Source organism: Streptomyces sp. NPDC005820 (assembly GCF_040630255.1).
Classification (GTDB): Bacteria; Actinomycetota; Actinomycetes; order Streptomycetales; family Streptomycetaceae; genus Streptomyces.
Window position 1 is genome coordinate 33,735 of sequence record NZ_JBEXXE010000039.1, and the last position, 17,866, is coordinate 51,600.

At 70.2% G+C, this 17,866-nt stretch carries 18 protein-coding genes; 13 read left to right on the forward strand and 5 right to left on the reverse strand.

Translation table 11 applies throughout. The annotated features are described in order from the left end of the window. Positions 1–230 precede the first annotated feature (230 nt). Positions 231–824 (reverse strand): helix-turn-helix domain-containing protein, encoded by a 594-nt coding sequence (locus tag ABZ464_RS37460; protein ID WP_359285113.1) that lies wholly within the window; start codon positions 822–824, stop codon positions 231–233. A 193-nt stretch (positions 825–1,017) separates the two neighbouring features. On the opposite strand from ABZ464_RS37460, the gene ABZ464_RS37465 reads away from it, so the two are divergent. The 9 genes from ABZ464_RS37465 to ABZ464_RS37505 all read left to right on the forward strand — a co-directional run bounded on the left by ABZ464_RS37465 (position 1,018) and on the right by ABZ464_RS37505 (position 9,290). Next, entirely contained in the window at positions 1,018–1,854 is an 837-nt protein-coding gene (locus tag ABZ464_RS37465) for a hypothetical protein (protein WP_359285268.1), read from the forward strand. 208 nt (positions 1,855–2,062) lie between these two features. Next, complete coding sequence (locus ABZ464_RS37470; RefSeq protein WP_359285116.1) at positions 2,063–2,899, forward strand: mycofactocin-coupled SDR family oxidoreductase; 837 nt, start codon at positions 2,063–2,065, stop codon at positions 2,897–2,899. An 11-nt stretch (positions 2,900–2,910) separates the two neighbouring features. Then, the gene (locus tag ABZ464_RS37475; protein ID WP_359285119.1) at positions 2,911–4,104 is read left to right on the forward strand and encodes a cytochrome P450; all 1,194 of its coding nucleotides are present in this window, start codon (positions 2,911–2,913) and stop codon (positions 4,102–4,104) included. Next, positions 4,104–4,340 carry a ferredoxin gene (locus tag ABZ464_RS37480; RefSeq protein WP_359285122.1) on the forward strand — a complete coding sequence of 79 codons (237 nt, stop codon included), beginning with the start codon at positions 4,104–4,106 and terminating at the stop codon, positions 4,338–4,340. Before ABZ464_RS37475 ends, ABZ464_RS37480 begins: the two co-directional genes overlap by 1 nt. A gap of 222 nt (positions 4,341–4,562) precedes the next feature. After that, positions 4,563–5,351, forward strand: coding sequence for an SDR family oxidoreductase (locus ABZ464_RS37485; protein WP_359285125.1), 789 nt, complete (start codon positions 4,563–4,565; stop codon positions 5,349–5,351). Beyond that, positions 5,348–6,124 (forward strand): SDR family oxidoreductase, encoded by a 777-nt coding sequence (locus ABZ464_RS37490; RefSeq protein ID WP_359285127.1) that lies wholly within the window; start codon positions 5,348–5,350, stop codon positions 6,122–6,124. Before ABZ464_RS37485 ends, ABZ464_RS37490 begins: the two co-directional genes overlap by 4 nt. After that, the gene (locus tag ABZ464_RS37495; protein ID WP_359285130.1) at positions 6,121–6,969 is read left to right on the forward strand and encodes an NAD(P)-dependent oxidoreductase; all 849 of its coding nucleotides are present in this window, start codon (positions 6,121–6,123) and stop codon (positions 6,967–6,969) included. The genes ABZ464_RS37490 and ABZ464_RS37495 overlap by 4 nt, the downstream gene beginning before the upstream one ends. A gap of 37 nt (positions 6,970–7,006) precedes the next feature. Continuing rightward, entirely contained in the window at positions 7,007–8,488 is a 1,482-nt protein-coding gene (locus ABZ464_RS37500) for an aldehyde dehydrogenase family protein (protein WP_359285132.1), read from the forward strand. Further along, entirely contained in the window at positions 8,481–9,290 is an 810-nt protein-coding gene (locus ABZ464_RS37505; protein ID WP_359285133.1) for a carboxymuconolactone decarboxylase family protein, read from the forward strand. Before ABZ464_RS37500 ends, ABZ464_RS37505 begins: the two co-directional genes overlap by 8 nt. 120 nt (positions 9,291–9,410) lie before the next feature. Here the strand turns inward: ABZ464_RS37505 and ABZ464_RS37510 are convergent, their stop codons facing one another. The 4 genes from ABZ464_RS37510 to ABZ464_RS37525 are packed head-to-tail and all read right to left on the reverse strand — an operon-like array spanning position 9,411 to position 14,521. Further along, positions 9,411–10,226, reverse strand: coding sequence for an ATP-binding cassette domain-containing protein (locus tag ABZ464_RS37510; RefSeq protein ID WP_359285136.1), 816 nt, complete (start codon positions 10,224–10,226; stop codon positions 9,411–9,413). Beyond that, complete coding sequence (locus ABZ464_RS37515) at positions 10,223–11,983, reverse strand: dipeptide/oligopeptide/nickel ABC transporter permease/ATP-binding protein (protein ID WP_359285139.1); 1,761 nt, start codon at positions 11,981–11,983, stop codon at positions 10,223–10,225. The genes ABZ464_RS37510 and ABZ464_RS37515 overlap by 4 nt, the downstream gene beginning before the upstream one ends. Further along, positions 11,980–12,924: an ABC transporter permease gene (locus ABZ464_RS37520; RefSeq protein ID WP_359285142.1), complete on the reverse strand. Its 945-nt coding sequence runs from the start codon at positions 12,922–12,924 to the stop codon at positions 11,980–11,982. The genes ABZ464_RS37515 and ABZ464_RS37520 overlap by 4 nt, the downstream gene beginning before the upstream one ends. Positions 12,925–12,934: 10 nt before the next feature. Beyond that, positions 12,935–14,521 carry an ABC transporter substrate-binding protein gene (locus tag ABZ464_RS37525; protein ID WP_359285144.1) on the reverse strand — a complete coding sequence of 529 codons (1,587 nt, stop codon included), beginning with the start codon at positions 14,519–14,521 and terminating at the stop codon, positions 12,935–12,937. Positions 14,522–14,941: 420 nt separating this feature from the next. On the opposite strand from ABZ464_RS37525, the gene ABZ464_RS37530 reads away from it, so the two are divergent. From ABZ464_RS37530 to ABZ464_RS37545, 4 genes are all read left to right on the forward strand, one after another. Beyond that, complete coding sequence (locus ABZ464_RS37530) at positions 14,942–15,559, forward strand: TetR/AcrR family transcriptional regulator (RefSeq protein ID WP_359285147.1); 618 nt, start codon at positions 14,942–14,944, stop codon at positions 15,557–15,559. Further along, positions 15,556–16,353 (forward strand): sugar phosphate isomerase/epimerase, encoded by a 798-nt coding sequence (locus tag ABZ464_RS37535; RefSeq protein WP_359285149.1) that lies wholly within the window; start codon positions 15,556–15,558, stop codon positions 16,351–16,353. The genes ABZ464_RS37530 and ABZ464_RS37535 overlap by 4 nt, the downstream gene beginning before the upstream one ends. 259 nt (positions 16,354–16,612) lie before the next feature. Further along, positions 16,613–16,861 (forward strand): alpha-L-rhamnosidase C-terminal domain-containing protein, encoded by a 249-nt coding sequence (locus ABZ464_RS37540; RefSeq protein WP_359285152.1) that lies wholly within the window; start codon positions 16,613–16,615, stop codon positions 16,859–16,861. Between the two features lie 104 nt (positions 16,862–16,965). Beyond that, a complete protein-coding gene (locus ABZ464_RS37545) occupies positions 16,966–17,844 on the forward strand; it encodes an alpha/beta hydrolase (RefSeq protein WP_359285155.1) in 879 nt (292 codons plus the stop codon). Positions 17,845–17,866: the final 22 nt, after the last annotated feature.

The window sequence follows — 17,866 nt, forward strand, 5'->3', positions numbered from 1 at the left end:
GTGCTCACTCTCCTCGATGGCGCCCAGTATGAAAACCTACCACATGGTCGTAATTTAATTCACCACCTTCGCCGAGTGAGTGAAGTGTAACGCTCTGGTTACGATGTTCGATCGTGCACTTCCTGGCCTTCTCGTGCGGGCCTAGCGTCGAAGCGAAAATCAACCAGTTGGTAAAAGTCGAACCCTCCCGGGTGCCGGCCTCTCCATCGCACTCTCCCGAGTGCATCGTCTCAACCGTTCGTGGTGGCTCCCTCGTAGCGCCGCAGGAACCGCTCCACGAAGTCGAGGGCGTCGGCGTGACGGGTCGTCATCCCCATCGCGTTCTCCATCATGATGATCCGGCCCAGAGCGTTCGTGAGCATGAGCAGTACGGCTGGGGACACCTCGGGCGGCAGTTCGACGCCTGTTTCCGTGAGTCGTCTGGTGAGTGCCGCCAGTTGTGCCTCACGGTAGCGGTCGGCGTAGCGGGCGAGTTCGGTGCGGATCGTCTTGCGGTGGTTGGCCAGGGCGGCGAACTCCGTGGTCAGCGCGTTGCCCGGGTGGCTGGCGATCTGCCACAGGGTGTGCAGCGGCTGCGGGCCGTCCAGTAGGCGGATGACCCGCTCCATCTCGTGGTCGCCCCGCCGCCGCAGCATCGCGAGGAAAAGATCGTCCAGCGTGCGGAAGTAGTACAGCACCAACGCCGGCGCCACCTCGGCCTCGCGGGCCACCCGGCGGATACCCACGGAGGCGTAGCCCTCCTCGAGCATCAGCCGCTCGGCGACGTCGAGCAGCATCTGGCGCGTCTTGGAGTTCTCGGTACCCATACGGCGAGGCGCAGTCATGGGGCTCATTGTCCTTGACGGCTCCGGTTGGCGCTGTTAAACAGTTGTTCAGCACTCGTGTTAAACACTCGTTCAGCGTGAACGGAGGGCCACATCGATGGCTCGCAATACGGGTACCCGGGTTCTGTGCTTAGAGGATTCACGGCTGTCGACGGGCACCGGCACCTACGTCGACGACCTCGTACGGCCCGGCATGCTGCGTGCCTGCCTGGTTCGCGGCCGGGTCGCACGGGCGCGCAGCACCGGGACCGACATGTCGCAGGCGCTTCGACGGGACGGCGTCCACTCGGTGTTCACCGCTCAGGACCTCGACCCCGCTGAGCAGTGCCACACGCTCAACGGGCGCGACAACCCCGGCACACCCCGTCCGCCGATCGCCGAGGGCGAGGTTCGGATTGTCGGTGACCCGGTGGTGATGGTCGTCGCCGTCGATCGTCACACGGCGGAGGACGCGGCCGAGTCGGCCGCGTTCGTGCACGCCACGCACCACGGCAGCCTGGTGGGCGGGCCGGCCGGACGCCCGCCGGCGGGCCTCGTGCCCGTCTTCGACCGGGCCCCCGCACGTGGCGGGCGTGACCGTCCACCACCAGTCCTGCGGTCCGGTTCCGACGGAGCCCCGCGGGATCGCCGCCGGATGGGGCGCCGTCGCGGGAAAGACGACCATCTGGGCGGCCACCCCGTCCCCGCTCGAGGTCCGCTCTCTCCGCGGCCGGCTGCTCGCCGTCGACGAACATCGGCTGTACGTGGTGAAGCGGACTCCGGCGGCTTCGGGCAGGAGGCGCTGCCGCAGCAGGACGACATGTGCTTCATGCTCCCGGCCTCCGGGCTGCCCGCCGTGCTCAAGCGGATCGGGGTACCGGAGGACGACGGCCGGGACCTGCACCGCGAGGGCACCGCCAGGGAGCTGGTCACCTGCCGACCGGCTCCGGCGGGAACCCCACCGTCGTGTCGGTGCACACCGACTTCACCATCACGGACGAGCCCGCCCAGTTCGGGCACGGAACCCTGGCCGAGGTCGCGGGCGCACTGACCGCGCGGTCAGCCGACGACCTGGCCGCAGAACCCGCCGCAACGACGCCACCGCCCTCGCCGCCCTGTTCCTCCTCGTGTTGGTCCGGCGCGGTCGCCGGCGCACCGACCGGTGGCCAGGCCTCCCCGCCGGACTCCGACCCAGCCCACCTGCACCCACCCCATCCCGACGAGCTCAACCCATCCCGCACCGAGGAAACGAGGTAGTCATGCCCGGACGAGTCGAAGGCAAGGTCGCCTTCATCACCGGCGCCGCCCGCGGCCAGGGCCGCAGCCATGCCGTACGGCTGGCAGAGGAGGGCGCCGACATCATCGCCGTCGATGTGTGCAAGCAGCTCGACGGCGTCACGTTCCGCATGTCGACGCCCGAAGACCTGGAGGAGACGGTCAGTCAGGTGCAGAAGCTGGGGCGGCGGATCCACGCCGTGCAGGCGGACGTCCGCGACCACGACGCGCTCAAGGCCGCCGTGGACGACGGTGTCGCCGAATTCGGCCGCTTGGACATCGTCGTGGCCAACGCCGGCCTTGGCAGCACCGGCGCCACCCTCGACGTGATGGACGAGAAGACCTGGCGCGACATGATCGACGTGAACCTGACCGGCGTGTGGTTGTCGACCAGGGTGTCCACCCCGCACATCGTCGCGGGCGCCCGGGGCGGCTCGGTCATCCTGACCAGCTCGGTCGGAGGCCTCAAGGGCTACCCGAACATCGGCCACTACATAGCCGCCAAGCACGGCGTGGTGGGTCTGATGCGCACGATGGCAGAGGAGTTGGGGCCGCACGACATCCGCGTCAACACCCTGCACTCCACCCAGGTCAACACGCCGATGGTGATGCACGAGGACACCTACAGGATGTTCCGCCCCGACCTGGAGAACCCCACCGCCGACGACTTCGCGGCGGTCTCCCAGAGCATGCACGTGCTGCCCACTCCGTGGGTCGAGTCGCTGGACATCAGCAACGCCGTCCTCTTCCTCGCCTCTGACGAGTCCCGCTTCGTCACCGGCGCGACCCTGCCGATCGACGCCGGCGCCCTGCTCAAGTAGGAGGCGTGTACGTGACTACCGCAGACACCATCTACTGGGACCCCTACGACCCCGCCCTCGCCCGCGACCCCTATCCCCTCTATGCACGGCTGCGCGAGGAAGCACCCCTTTACTACAACGACCAGCACGACTTCTACGCCGTCAGCCGCCACTCCGACGTCCAGCGCGGTCTCGCCGACTGGCAGACCTACTCCTCCTCCCGTGGCGACATCCTCGAAATCATCCAGGCGGACATCGAACTCCCGCCCGGCACCCTCATCTTCGAGGACCCGCCCGTCCACGACATCCACCGCCGTCTGCTCGCCCGGGTGTTCACGCCCCGCCGGATCGCCACCCTGGAGCCGCGGGTACGGGCCTTCTGCCGCCGGGCGCTCGAACCGGTCACCGGAGCGGAGCGGTTCGACCTGGTCGAGGCTGTCGGCGCCGAGATGCCGATGCGGGTGATCGGGATGCTGCTCGGCATCCCGGAGGCCGACCAACCCGCCATCCGCGACAAGACCGACGACACGCTGGGCACCGTGGACGGCGGAAAGATCAACCACGAGGACATCCTCAGCACGGACGCCTTCAAGGACTACATCGAATGGCGCAAGCAGCACCCGTCCGACGACCTCATGACCGAGCTGATGACCGCCGAGTTCGAGGATGAGAACGGCGTCACCCGCACCCTCACCGACGAGGAGGTTCTGACCTACTGCTCGGTGGTCGCCGGGGCCGGCAACGAGACGACGGGCCGCCTCATCGGCTGGTTCGGCGCCCTGATGGCCCGCTACCCGGAGGCACGCGGAGAGCTGGCGGCCGACCCCTCGCTCATCCCCAACGCCATCGAGGAGATCCTGCGCTTCGAGCCGACCGGTCCGTTCACCGCGCGCCACGTCACCAAGGACGTCGAGCTCCACGGCCGCACGGTCCCGGCCGGCAGCGCCATCCTGTTCATCCAGGCCGCCGCCAACCGCGACCCCCGGCGCTTCGACGACCCGGACCGCTTCGACATCCACCGGGTCACCCAGCACATGAGTTTCGGCGTCGGCGCCCACTACTGCCTGGGTGCCGCACTGGCCCGGCTGGAGGGCACCATCGCGGCGCAGGAGATGCTCAAGCGTTTCCCAGGCTGGGACGTGGACTGGGACCACGCCGAGCTGGCCCAGACCTCGACCGTTCGGGGCTGGAAGACCCTGCCACTCGTCATCGAAGGAGCCCGGTGATGACGGAGCGGTGGACGGTGAGCGTCGACAAACGGATGTGTGTCCGGACCGGACTGTGCGCGGCCTCCGCGCCCGAGGAGTTCGAACTGGACGAGGGAGGTCAGGGCCGCGCACGGTCCGAGACCCTGCCGGCGTCCGAACTGGTCCTGGAAGTGGCCGAGTCCTGTCCGATCGAGGCCATCGGCATCACCAAGGCGGCGAACGGCGAACGGGTGTTCCCGCCCAGGTCCGCCTAGCCGTCCCTGTCGCCGATCACGCGCGCACCGTGCCCGCTGCGGTCCCGCGCCGCGCTTCGCCGACGCTCGGTGCCCCGCTCGACGGCCCGGGGGCCACGTCCGGCCCCGGGGCCTGGTCGCCGCGACGACTTCGTCCGTTCCCGGCCGGAGTGCCCCGCGCGACTGCTGCGGTACCCCAGAGCACCCTTCTGCCCACCAGTGAGTGGAGGAACGCCACCAGCGATGACTATCGACCTGCACAACGCCGTGGCGGTGGTCACCGGTGCCGGCAGCGGCATCGGCCGCGCGGCCGCCCACGCCTTCGCCCGGCGCGGCGCGCGCGTGGTCGTCACCGACCTCGTGGCCGAGCGGGCGCATGCCGTCGCAGACGAGATCGGCGACGCCCAGGCTGTCGCCACGGGCTGCGACGTCACCGGCCTCGACGACCTGGACGCCGTCCGCAAGCTGGCCCTCGACCGGTTCGGCCGCATCGACCTGGTCATGAACAACGTCGGCATCCTCGCCGTCGGCGCCGTCGAGGACATCCCGTTGGACGCCTGGCAACGGGTCGTGGACGTCAACCTGTTGGGCGTCGTACGCAGCAACCTCGTATTCCTGCCGCACCTGTTGCAGCAGGGCTCCGGCCATGTCGTCAACACCGCCTCGACAGCAGGCTTGTTGCCCTATGGTTTCGACCGGCTGCCGTACACCGCGACCAAGCACGCTGTCGTCGGCCTGTCCGAGGCGCTCGCGCTCTACCTGCGCCCGCGCGGCATCGGCGTCTCCTGCCTGTGCCCGGCCGGGGTGGCGACCAACATCGTCGAGCAGATCACCTTCTACGGGAGACCGGCACCGCCCCACGGCCCCGACTTCCCCGTTCTCGACGCCGACTCGGTCGGTGAACTCGTCGCCGACGGTGTCGCCCAGGACCGCTTTCTCATCCTCACCGCACCGCAGGCCGCGGACGAACTGCGCGAGCACGGTGCCGATGTCGACGCCTACCTGTCCCGTCTGACGAAGGACGCCCCATGAGCAGCACACTCGACCGGCTCCGCCTGGACGGCAAGGTCGCCGTCGTCACCGGCGGCGCCGGCGCCATCGGCCAGGTCTACGGCCGGGCCCTGGCCGAGGCCGGTGCCTCGGTCGTCCTCGCGGACCTCAACGGCGACGGCGCCGAGCAGGCCGCCAAGACCCTGGCCGCCGACGGACTGCGCACGCTCGGCGTGCGGGTCGACATCACCGACCGCACCTCCGCGGCCGACATGGCCGCGAAGGCGACCGACGCCTTCGGCGGCATCGACATCCTCGTCAACAACGCCGCCCTCATGGCCGAGATCCCCCAGGTCGACCTCCTGGACCTGCCCGGCGACTGGTTCGACCGCGTCATGCGCGTCAACGTGTTCGGCGCCGTCGTCTGCGCGGGCGCGGTCAAGGCGTCGATGGTGACGCGGGGCGGCGGACGGATCATCAACCAGGTCTCCGCCGGCGCCTTCATGGGCGGCGGCATCTACGGCGTCAGCAAACTCGCCCTGGTGAACGTCACCGCCGGCCTCGCACGGTCCCTCGGCCCGCTCGGCATCAACGTCAACGCCATCGCGCCCGGGCTGGTCGAGAACGAACCCGGCCTGCGCAGCCTGCCCGCCGACCATCCCGTACGCGCCGCCCTCGCGTCCGGCATCCCCGGCAAGAAGTCCGCGCCCGCCGAGGACCTCCTCGGCACCCTGCTGCTGCTCGCCTCCCCGGCCGGCGAATGGATCAACGGACAGACGATCAACGTCGACGGCGGCTGGGTCACCCGGCTGTGACCGCCACCGGGACAGCCACGACACGTGTCGGATTCATCGGACTGGGCAGTCAGGGCGCGCCGATGGCCCGCCGGATCGCGGAGGAGGCGTTCCCCCTGACCCTGTGGGGACGCCGCCGTGCGACGACGGACGCGTTTTCCGACACGGCTGTCGCCGTGGCCGCGACACCGGCGGACCTGGGAGCGGCGAGCGACATCGTGTGCCTGTGCGTCGTGACGGACGCGGACGTCGAGGACGTGCTGCTGCGGCCCGACGGCGTTCTGACCGGCATGGCACCCGGCGGAGTCGTCGCCATCCACTCCACCGTCCATCCCGACACCTGCCGACGCGTTGCCGACGAGGCCGCCGAGCGGGAGATCGCGGTGGTGGACGCCCCGGTCAGCGGCGGGGGCGGCGCCGCCGCCGAGCGCAGGCTCCTGGTGATGTCCGGCGGAGAGGAGGAGGACGTCGTCCGCTGCCGACCGGTGTTCGACACCTTCGCCGATCCGGTGATCCACCTGGGACCGCTGGGCAGCGGTCAACTCGCCAAACTGCTCAACAACTTCGTGTTCACCGCCCAGGTGGGCCTGGCCCTGGACACCTACTCCCTCGCCGACGGCCTCGGCATGGACCGCGGCGCGGTCGCCCAGGTCCTTGCCCACGGCACCGGAGGCAGCCGGGCCGCCGCCGTCCTCGCCGCGTCCGGCTTCCGCACCGAGGGGCTGCGCCGGGCCGTGCCGCTGCTGCGCAAGGACGTCGGCCTCCTGCTCGACGTCGCCGAGGCGGCTCGGGCCCCGAAGCCCGGGACGCTCGGGGACCTGGCCACGCACACGCTCTCGACGTTGGGCGGCTCTCCGGCGCCCTGACCACCGCCCACCCGGACGACCTCAAGGCGGCATCGACATGACCACATCCACATCGCTCTCCCATGACCTGGGCACCACCGGCCCCCTCGTCGACGGCACATGGCTCGACCACACCTCCGTCGGTCGGCGGGACCACATCAACCCCGCGACCGCCCGCGCCAACGGAACCGTGCTGCTCGCCGGGCCGGACGAGATCGACGCGGCCGTCGCCGCGGCGAAGAAGGCCTTCCCCGAGTGGCGGGCGCTCTCCCCCGACCGACGTAGGCGCATCCTCCAGCGGGTGGAGGAGCTGATGCTGGAGCGCGTGCCCGAACTCGGCCGGCTCAACACCCTCGAACTCGGCGTGCCCGTCCGCGTGTCGGCGGCGCTGGCCCACCTGAGCGCGGGCTGGTTCGGCTACTACGCCGGCTGGGCCGACAAGATCGAGGGCGCGACCATCCCGCCGAGCCCGCGCATGGCGCCCGGCCTCGACTACACCGTCCCCGAGCCGTACGGCGTCATCGGCACCATCCTGACCTGGAACGGTCCGATCATGTCGGTCGGTATGAAGATCGCCCCCGCCCTCGCGGCGGGCAACTGCGTCGTCGTCAAGGCTCCCGACCTGGCCCCCTTCACCGTGGCCCGGTTCGCGGAGATCGCCCTGGAGGCCGGGTTGCCCCCGGGCGTGCTGCACGTCCTGCCCGGCGGCCCGGACGCCGGCGACCGGCTGGTCCGCCACCCGGACGTCGCGAAGATCTCCTTCACCGGAGGCATCCCGACCGCGAAGAAGATCCTCGACGCGGCCCGGCACACCCTCAAACCGGTCGTGCTCGAACTGGGCGGCAAGACGGCGAACATCGTCTTCTCCGACGCCGACCTCGACGAGGCCGTGACCGAGACGGTCCGTTCCTGCTTCAACCTCTCCGGCCAGGGCTGCAACCTCACCACCCGCATGCTGGTCCACCGTGAGGTGTACGACCGGGTGGTCACCGCCACCGGCGAGGCCGCCGCCGCCCTGCGGGTCGGGGACCCCTTCGACCAGACGACGGCACTCGGGCCGGTCGTCGGCGAGACGGCCCACCAGCGCATCCTCGGCATGATCGAACGCGCGGCCAAGGACAGTCGCGTGATCGCCGGCGGCCACGCCACCGACCCGGCCGGGCTGGCCCCGGACAACCGCGACGGCTACTTCATCGACCCGACGGTCCTCGCCGACGTCGACCCGCACAGCGAGGTCGGCCAGCACGAGGTGTTCGGCCCCGTACTGTCCCTGATCCCCTTCGCGACCGAGGACGAGGCGGTGGAGCTGGCCAACTCCACGCCCTACGGCCTCGGCACCGCCGTCCACACGCGCGACGTGTCCCGGGTGCAGCGCATCGTTCCGCGGCTCCAGTCGGGCACGGTCCTCGTCAACGGTGCCTCGGGCCAGCCGCCGGGAGCCCCGTTCGGGGGCTACAAGCAGAGCGGTTACGGCCGTGAAGGCGGCAAAGAGGGGCTCCACGAGTTCCTCCAGACCAAGAACGTCTTCGTCCGTGCGTGACGAGACGCCCGAACTCCCACCCCAGGAGGCCGAGATGCACGACGATCCCGCGGCACGGATCCGGACCGAAGTGCTGCCCGGCCATGAACCTGCCGCGGCGGTCACCCCGTTCACCCGCGCCTCGCACGACTTCCTCTACGGCGAGGTCTGGTCGCGCCCCGGCCTCAGCCGCCGGGACCGCCGTTGGGTGACCCTCACCTGCGTGGCCGCCGCCGACTCGCCCCAGCCCATCGAGGACCACGTCCACGCGGCGCTCGCGTCGGGTGACATCGAACTGACGGCCATGCTGGAGTTCGTCCTGCACTTCGCGGTGTACTGCGGCTGGCCCAAGGCCTCTCACCTGGAGGGCGCCGTCGCCCGGCAGTGGGACCGCACGCACCGCGAGCGCGGTGAACCGACACCGACCTGGCCGCAGCTGAGCGACGACACGCTCGGCCCCGGCGCCTGGGAGGAGCGGATCAAGCGTGGCGTCGAGGAGTTCGTCGACGTCAACCTGGTGCCCGCCCCGCCGACGAACTCTCCGTACCGGCACGCCGGCATCCTCAGCTTCGTCTTCGGTCACGTCTGGCAGCGTCCCGGGCTGACCCGCAGGGAACGGCGGATCATCACCGTCGCCTGCGTCGCACTCGACGACTCGCCGATCCCGCTGCGCTCGCACGTCACCGCGGCGCTCCACTCCGGCGACGTCACCAAGGAGGAGATGGACGAGATCGTGCTCCAGTTCGCCGCGTACTACGGCTTCGCCAAGGGAGACGCCCTCGCGGACGCGGTCGAGACGGCGTGGGCGGCCAAACCCGACTGACTGAACCGGTACCGATGGAGGAAGGGGCACCCCGGCACGAGAGACCCCTGAGCATCGGGACACCTTTCTGAACTCGTGTCTGGGCACTCCCGAACTCGGCCCCGCGGTACGGAGAGCCTGTCACAGGCGTCGCCGTGCCGCGCGCCGGCGGCGCTGTCCGACCGGGTCCGCGACGGGTGCGGCGAGCAACAGCCTCCGGGTGTACGGGTGTTCGGGGCTCGTGGTGATCTCACCCGCAGGTCCGGTCTCGACGATGTCCCCCCGGTGGATGACGCTCACCCGGTGGCTGACGTGCCGGATGACCGCGAGATCGTGGGAGATGAACAGGTAGGCGACGCCGGTGCGTCGCTGGATGCCGACGAGCAGGTCGAGGACGCGGGCCTGGGTGGTGAGGTCGAGTGCGGAGACGGGTTCGTCGCACACGATGAGGCGGGGGGCGGGTGCCAGGGCGCGGGCGATCGCGATGCGCTGCCGCTGGCCGCCGCTGAACTCCCGCGGCAGCCGGTGCGATGCGTCGTTCGGCAGTCCCACCTGGTCGAGCAGCTCAGCCACTCGCTGTCGGGCCTCACCCGCCGGTGTGCCCTGGACGACCAGCGGCTCGCTGAGGATGTCACCGATGGTGAGGGCAGGGTTGAGGGACGAGTACGGATCCTGGAACACGACCTGGATGTCGCGGGCCAGGGCGCGCCGTTCCTTGCGTCCGGCGTGGGTGATGTCGTTACCCCGGAAGCGGACCGTGCCGCCGCTGGGCGTGACCAGGCCGAGCACGGACCGGCCGATGGTCGTCTTGCCGGAGCCCGACTCGCCGACGATGCCGAGGGTCTCGCCCTGTCCGACGGTGAGTGACACACCGTGGAGAACCTCGTGGGGGCGGGCCCGGAAGCCTCGTCCGGGATAGGTGATGCGCAGATCGCTCACCTCCAGCAGGGTGGTCATCGGGTCTCCGTTTCGAGCGCGTCCGCGGGGGCGGTCGGTGGGTCGCTGCGCAGTGTGGTCTCGTCGAGGATCGAGTCCAGGAGCCTGCGGGTGTACGGGTGCCGGGGCATGGCGAACAGTTCCTCCGTCACGCCGGTCTCGACGACCGTGCCCTCTCGCATGACGGCGACGCGGCCACAGATGTCCGCGACCACGCCGAAGTTGTGCGTCACGAGGAGTACGGCCATGTTGAGGTCCTTCTGCAGGTCGCGCAGCAGGTCGAGGATCTCCGCCTGGACGGTGACGTCGAGGGCGGTGGTGGGTTCGTCGGCGATGAGCAGCAGGGGCCGGCTGGCGACGGCGCCCGCGATGAGGACGCGCTGTGCCATGCCGCCGGAGATCTGGTGCGGGTAGGAGCGGAAGGTGCGTTCGGGGTCGGGGATGCCGACCCTGGCGAGGAGCGCCAGGACCCGCTCGCGGGCCTCGTGCCTCGACATGGGTGTCGCCGCGCGCACGCCCTCGACGAGCTGGGAGCCCACCGTGCAGGAAGGGTCGAGGTTGGACATGGGTTCCTGGGGGACGTACGCGATGGACGTCGCCCGCACCGTCCGCAGTTCACGCTCGCTCAGGCCGAGCAGCTCCCGGCCGTCGAGCCGGATCGAACCGCGGGTGACGACGGCCTCCGCGGGCAGCACGCCGAGCGCGGCGAACGCGGTCTGCGTCTTGCCGGAGCCGGACTCGCCGACCAGGCCGAGTGTCTCCCCGGCCGCCACGGTGAGTGTGACCCCGCTGACGACTTCCTTCAGTTCGCCGTTCGGTGTCGGGTAGGCGATCGCCAGGTCGTCTACGGTGAGAAGCGCGGACACGGCGTGCTCGGTGGCGGGCGGCGGCCGGTACGCGGTGGCCGTGACGATGCGGGACGGCTGCGGACGTCCGCCCTCCAGGGCGTCCCGCAGCGAGTTCCCGAGTAGCACCAGCGAGGCGGTGATCATTCCGAGTACGAGACTGGGCCACAGGAACTGCAGCGGCTCCTCGTACAGGTTGGTGAAGCCCTCGGAGATCATCGCGCCGAAGCTGGGCACCGTGCTGGAGCCGACGCCGAGGAAGGCGAGGCCCGACTGGACGGCGATGGAGGATCCGGCGAGGAAGGCGGTGGCGATGATCACCGGCCCGCGGACCACGGTGAACACGTGCCGGCGCAGGATGCGCCGGTCGGGGAGGCCCGAGACCCGGGCGGCGTCCACGTACAGCTCGTTCTTCACGCCGAGGACGAGATTGCGGACGAGCCGGTGGATGCCCGGGGAGAGCAGCACCCCGAAGACGACCATGGTGGCCCGGTAGTCGCCCTTGGTCACCGGCATCAGGATGATGAGCAGGAGCAGCCCGGGGAACGTCATGATCAGGCTGGACAGCCACTCGGTGACTCCGCGTACGCGCCGCCCGAAGTACCCCCCGATCAGCCCGGACGTGACCCCGATCGTGAGGGCGATGCTCGCGCCGATGAGCGCCGACGTCGTACTCGTGTTGATGGAGAACAGGAGTCTGGCGAAGATGTCGCGGCCGCTCTTGTCCCCGCCCAGCAGGTAACCGTGCTCGCCGAGGCCGGCGTTGACGGCGTCCAGGTTCGCCTGGTTGGCGCCGTGGTCGGTGAGGACGGGTGCGAGCAGGCCGAGCAGGACGATGACGACGAGCAGGCTCGCGCTGCCGACGGCCTGGGGGTCGCCGAGCAGGCGCCGCAGGGTCGACCGGCGGCGCGCGTTCGTATGCGTAGTGGTCAACTGGTCATCCTCGCCTTCGGGTTGAGCCAGCCGTTGAGGAGATCGACGACGAGGTTGACGACCACGACCAGGAGCACGCCGAAGAGGCTGATGCCCATGATGATCGGCACGTCGCCCTGCAGGGAGGCGTTGAACGCGTACTGGCCGAAGCCCGGCAGCGCGAAGATCTGCTCGATGATCAAGGCCCCGCCGAGCATCTGGATGAACTCCAGGGAAAGGACCGTCAGGGCCGGTCCGGCGGCGTTGCGCAGGGCGTGGCGCAGCACGATGGAACGGGTGGGGATGCCCCGGGTGCGCAGGGTGCGCACGTAGTCCTTGCGCAGTTCGCCGATCATGGCGCCGCGGATCTGCGAGGTCAGACTGGCGACCCCGCCCATCATCAGGGCGACCACGGGGATGGCGATGCCGCTCGCCCAGCGGGTCGGGCTCTCGCTGAAGTCGGTGTATCCGGTGGCCGGGAAGACCCGCAGTTTGACGGCGAACACGTAGACCAGTGCGATCGCGACCAGCAGGCTGGGGACGAGGTAGCCGATCATCGCGGCGCCCTGCGCGAACCGGTCGACGGCGCCGCCGCGCGCGGCGGCGGCCACGCCGAGCGCCACGCTGATCAGGGAGGTGGCCAGCAGCGCGACCACGACGATCGACAGGGTGACGCCGAGCCGGGCGGTGATGGCGGAGCGGACCGGCTCGCTGGTGAAGTACGAGGTGCCGAGGTCACCGCGGACGGCGTGCGAGAGCCAGTCCAGGTACTGGACCGCCACCGGCCGGTCCAGGCCCATCTGGGCCTTCTGGGCGACGACTTGCTGTGGCGTGGCGCCGTTGCCGAGGACGCTGCCCGCCACGTCGTCGAAGGACGTGCTGAGCAGCAGGAACGTGATCATGGTCACCAGGACCGCGAGCACGAGGCCCGCGGTCAGGCGACGCAGCGCATAGAGCGTCATGGGCCGCTGCTCACCCTCCGGACTGCGCGGAGCCGGCCACGCCGAACTGCCGGATGGTGGCCATGGTGGCGGAGCCGTCGCCGAGGTAGGTGATGCCCTTCTTGGTGGCCCAGTCGGTGCCGATGTAGAAGACGGGCGCCAGCCAGGCGTTCTCGACGCCGAACTTGTTGATCTCCCGGTAGATCCCGGCGGACTTCGCCGGGTCGAGTTCCTCGGCGGCCTGGCCCAGCAGTCCGGTCAGCTTCGGGTCGGTGGAGTGGAACACGTTACGGAAGCCGGTCGGGGTGTAGAAGCTGGTGGTCATGCCCGGGTCGGAACTCAGGCCTTCGATGATCAGGAACATCGGGTACTTGCCCGACGCGACGGCCGTGGTGGACTGCTGCGCGGGCACGGGCTCCCAGGTCACCTTGATGCCGATGTCGCCGAGTGCCTGGGTGAAGATCGGCTCGAAGGACTTGGTGAAGACGAGGCTCGGCATGGTGACCGAGAAGCCCTTCGGGTAGCCGGCCTCGGCGAGCAGCTTCTTCGCCCCGGCGACGTCGTACGGGTACGTCTTGTTGAGGGCCTCGTCGTAGGCCCCGCCCTTGGGGTTGAACAGTTGGTCGGTGGCCTTGCCCGAGCCCTGCAGTATCTGCTGGACGATCTTCTGCCGGTCGAAGGCCATGTTGATGGCCTTGCGGACGCGCAGGTCGCCCAGTGGCTTGAGCTTGCTGCCCGCGCGGTCACCGAGGACGAGGTAGGCGCCCGCGGTCGCCTGCACATGGGTGATCTGGAAGCCGGCCGCCTTGATCGCGGACACCTGCGAGGGGTCGACGGTGCCGGCGTTGGTCTGGCCTGCCTTGAGGGCGTTGGCCGATGCCGTGGGGTCGGTGATCACGCGGATCTTGACCGTCTTGAAGGGGTACGCCTTCTTGTTCCAGTAGTCGTTCCGCCGGTCGAGCACGTACACCGAGCCGTTGACCGTGGCCTTGGTGTCGAGCGTGTAGGGGCCCGAGCCGACCGGGTTCAGGGCGGTGGACTTGTTCGCCATCGTCTTCGGGTCGCCGATCACGCCGGGGGCCGTCGACAGCGATTGGAGCAGTGAGGCGTCGGGCCGCTTGAGCCCGATGACGACCGTGGAGGCGTCGGGGGCGTCGACGGAGGAGAGGGCGGCCAGCGACAGCTGGCTCTGACCGGGCGTCGACCGGGTCCGGTCCAGGGTGGCCTTCACCGCGTTGGCGTCCACCGGCTCGCCGGAGCTGAACTTCATGCCCGGGCGGATCTTCAGCGTCAGCGTGCGGCCGTCCTTCGAGTACGACCAGCTCCGCGCCGCGCCGGGATGCATCCGGCCCTTGTTGTCCTCGATGAGGAGCGTGTCGAAGATCGAGTCCCAGACATAGGTCTGCTGGCCCTCGATGAGCTGGGCGGGGTCGAACGAGTTGGGGGTGCCGAGGATGGACAGCGCGAGGGTCGCGTCGGCGCCGGAGTCCGACGTGGCGGCCGGGGTGCTGTCGCACGCCGCCGTGGCCGTCGCCAGCAGGGCTACGGCCACGGCGGCGGTCAGGGCCTGCGAGTGCGGCCGTGGCCTGGGCCGGGAGTGCGAGAAGCGGATGCGCATGGGCGGATTCCTTCGTCCTGGAACCTGGAGAGCCGAGGCCTTCGTCAGTGCGTCGGTGCGGTCGTGCACGGGTGCACACGTGGGTCGATGCACGTGTGGGGGCGTGCGGCGGAGCCCTGGGTGATGCAGGCGTGCGGTGGTGAGCGGGGCCGTCGCGGCGGTTGCGGATCCGTCGCCGTGCCTCGCCACACGAACAGTTACCACGTGGTCGAATTTCACTCGGAAGGTAAGCCTCGCCGGGATGTGCGGGAAGAGTGGAGACCGCGTTCGTAATCAGAGCGTTATCTGGCGTGAAATCGTCGCGTCCCGACCCTTGTGCTCGCGGCGATCACGGCTCAGACTCCGGGCAGGGTGTGAAATTTTAAGCCTTGGAAGGTTTTTGAGCTCGCCATGACGGGACTCGGGAGGAGGAAGCGCACCGTGACTCAGGCCAGGGCCCGCGGCCCGTACACCAAGACGCCGGCCAGGCGGGCGGAGATCGTCCGGGCCGCGCGCGCGAGCTTCGCCGAACACGGTTTCGCGAAGGCTTCGTTGCGGGATATCGCCGAGCGGGCCGGGATCACCCACGCCGGGTTGCTGCACCACTTCCGCAACAAGGACGAGCTGCTCGCCGCCGTGCTCGCCGAGCGTGACACCGAAGAGCGGCGGTACGCCGAGTCGAAGGTCCCGGACATGGACCACCTCGCGCCGTACCTCGGCAACATGTTGCGCCACCACCAGAAGGCCCCCGAGCTGATGCGGCTGTGGATCGAGCTGGCGGTTGCCGCCTCGCGTCCCGGGCATCCCGCGCACGCCTACTTCGTGCATCGCTACGCCTGGGGCAACGACCGGTTCACACGAGGCATGCGCGGCAAGGAGCGGCGCGGAGAACTGCACGAGGCGCTCGTCCCCGAACACGCCGCCACCCTGCTGCAGGCCGTGCTCAACGGCCTGCAGCTGCAATGGCTGCTCGACCAGGACCTCGACATCGTCGGCCCGGTCCGGGCGTTCATGAGCATGACTTTCCCACAGGTCGCACAACCAGAGGACGAAGAATGAGACCCGGCACGCTCGCCGTCCAGCTGTACAGCGTGATCGAGGCTCTGCAGGCCGACCGCCCCGGCACTCTCGCACGCCTCGCCGCGCTCGGCTTCCGCCACGTCGAGCCGTTCGCGCTCGGTCTGTGGAACACATCTCCCGGCGAACTGGCGGCCTCCGCACGTGCGTTGCGCGCGGACCTGGACGAGGCCGGCCTCGGTGTCAGCTCCGTGCACATCGCCGTCTCGGCCGACAGTCAGGCATCGGTGATCGAGACCTGCCGCATCCTCGGCACGGACACCGCCTTCGTGCCGGTTCCCTGGCTCGTCGACGGCTTCGACGAGCGGTCCCTGGAGACCCACGACGGAGTACGCGCCTTCGCCGGCCGTCTCAACGAGGCTGCGCGGGAGCTGGCCGGGGCGGGGATCCGGCTCGGCTACCACAACCACCACTTCGAGTGGGCCCTGCTGCCGGGCGGTGCCCACGCCTTCGACGTGCTGTGGGATCTGCTCGACCCCGAGGTCCTCGCCGAGGTCGACGTCTACTGGGCCGCCGTGGCCGGCCAGGACCCGGTCGACGTGGTGAAACGCCTCGGCGAACGCGTCGTGGCCGCCCACCTCAAGGACGGGCCCGCCGTACGGGAAGCACCGCAGACACCCATCGGCACCGGAGACATCGACATCCCGGGTGCGTTGCGCGCGGGGGCCCACCTGCGCTGGCACATCACGGAGATCGACCAGACGGAAGCCGACCGCTTCGAACTGCTCGCGGCCAATCGGCAAGCCCTCCTGGCGGGCGGCCTGACCGTACCCTGACGGTCCCCGAGCCGCCATCGCCCCGCGGCAGGGGGCCGCGCGGTGGACGACGGCCGCACGACACGTCGGGGAAGCGGGACCGGTCCGGGCCGTGCCCGTGTACGGCGGTGTGGCTGATCCACGAGGCCGGGGGCCATCCCGACACCGGGTTCCTCTCCGGGCCGTTCCTCCTGGACGTCCTCGGGGACCTCGGCGGGACGGCCCTGGCTTACACCCTGCTCTTCCAGGACAGCGCGCCCTCCTGCTGTACGAGGTGGACATGGGCGCGACCACGATCCGGGAGTCCTGGGCCGGGGTCGACCCGGACGGGCATCCGCGCGAACTCTCCCTGTCGGCACGGGTCGGCACGCCCTTCGGACCGGCGGGCGTGCGATGGACCAGGGGCCGGGAAGAGGTCCAGGTCGAGATCGTCGTACCCGGTAACACCCGAGGAGTCCTCCGCCTGCCGGGGCGGGAGGACCTGAGCCCGGAACCCGGCAGCCACACGATCACCGTTCGTTCGCCATGACCGGAGAGACCATGCACCACCCTGTTCCCACCACCTTCCAAGCGGCTCTCGCGGGCGTCGATCCCGCATTCATGGCCCCCTTTTTCCAAGTTCCCGACGCCGACGTGGATCCCGAAATCGCCCTCCGGATGGCACGGGCCGCCGGCGGTGCGAAGACCGCGGTCCGGGCAGGGGTGGGTGCCGAGCGCCGAGCGGTGCCGGGGCACCCCCATCTCACCGCGATGGTCTACGAGCCCGAGGGCCGGGAGCGGCCCGGCGGAGCGCTGCTGTGGCTGTTCGGCGGCGGCCTCATCCTCGGATCCGCCGAGCACGCCAACGACGTCGCGTCCGCCTTCGCCGCCGAACTGGGCGCGCTCGTCGTCGTCCCGGACTACCGGCTCGCACCGGAGGACCCGTGTCCGGCAGCCCCGGACGACTGCTTCGCGACCCTCCAGTGGATGCTCACGCACGCCGAGGAACTCGGAATCGACCCGGGACGGATCGTCGTCGGGGGTGAGAGCGCGGGCGGCGGGCTCGCCGCGACGGTCGCCCAGCGGGCCCATGACATCGGCATCGAGCTGCGCCTCCAGGTATTGGTCGCACCCATGCTGGACGACCGGACCGTCGTCCGCGCGGAGGCGGAAGGCCGCGTGACCGTCTCATGGACGGTGCCCGCGAACAGGTTCGCGTGGACCAGCTATCTGGGACACGCTCCGGGCGAGCCGGAGGAACGCCCCTACGCCGTGCCGGCCCGGCGCGCGGACCTCGGCGGACTCGCGCCGGCCTGGATCAGCGTCGGCGAGATCGACCTGTTCCATCAGGAGAGCGCCGACTACGCGCGGCGCCTCGGCGAAGCCGGGGTGGCCTGCGAACTGACGACGGTCCCCGGTGCCCATCACGCCTTCGAGCTGGTCGCGCCCGAGCATCCCGTCGTCAGGGACCTGCAGCGGGCCCGGGCGGAGGCGATGCGCGAGGCTCTTCGTCCGGTGGGTCACATGAGGTGACGGCAGGCGGCCAAGGGAGCTG

Excerpts from the sequence above, each read along its gene's own strand:
- ABZ464_RS37470 (WP_359285116.1), top strand. The coding sequence starts at position 2,063 with ATGCCCGGACGAGTCGAAGGCAAGGTCGCCTTCATCACCGGCGCCGCC.
- ABZ464_RS37465 (WP_359285268.1), top strand. The coding sequence starts at position 1,018 with ATGCTGCGTGCCTGCCTGGTTCGCGGCCGGGTCGCACGGGCGCGCAGC.
- ABZ464_RS37510 (WP_359285136.1), bottom strand. The coding sequence starts at position 10,226 with ATGACCACCCTGCTGGAGGTGAGCGATCTGCGCATCACCTATCCCGGA.
- ABZ464_RS37500 (WP_359285132.1), top strand. The coding sequence starts at position 7,007 with ATGACCACATCCACATCGCTCTCCCATGACCTGGGCACCACCGGCCCC.
- ABZ464_RS37460 (WP_359285113.1), bottom strand. The coding sequence starts at position 824 with ATGACTGCGCCTCGCCGTATGGGTACCGAGAACTCCAAGACGCGCCAG.
- ABZ464_RS37480 (WP_359285122.1), top strand. The coding sequence starts at position 4,104 with ATGACGGAGCGGTGGACGGTGAGCGTCGACAAACGGATGTGTGTCCGG.
- ABZ464_RS37490 (WP_359285127.1), top strand. The coding sequence starts at position 5,348 with ATGAGCAGCACACTCGACCGGCTCCGCCTGGACGGCAAGGTCGCCGTC.
- ABZ464_RS37540 (WP_359285152.1), top strand. The coding sequence starts at position 16,613 with ATGGGCGCGACCACGATCCGGGAGTCCTGGGCCGGGGTCGACCCGGAC.
- ABZ464_RS37525 (WP_359285144.1), bottom strand. The coding sequence starts at position 14,521 with ATGCGCATCCGCTTCTCGCACTCCCGGCCCAGGCCACGGCCGCACTCG.
- ABZ464_RS37520 (WP_359285142.1), bottom strand. The coding sequence starts at position 12,924 with ATGACGCTCTATGCGCTGCGTCGCCTGACCGCGGGCCTCGTGCTCGCG.
- ABZ464_RS37485 (WP_359285125.1), top strand. The coding sequence starts at position 4,563 with ATGACTATCGACCTGCACAACGCCGTGGCGGTGGTCACCGGTGCCGGC.
- ABZ464_RS37535 (WP_359285149.1), top strand. The coding sequence starts at position 15,556 with ATGAGACCCGGCACGCTCGCCGTCCAGCTGTACAGCGTGATCGAGGCT.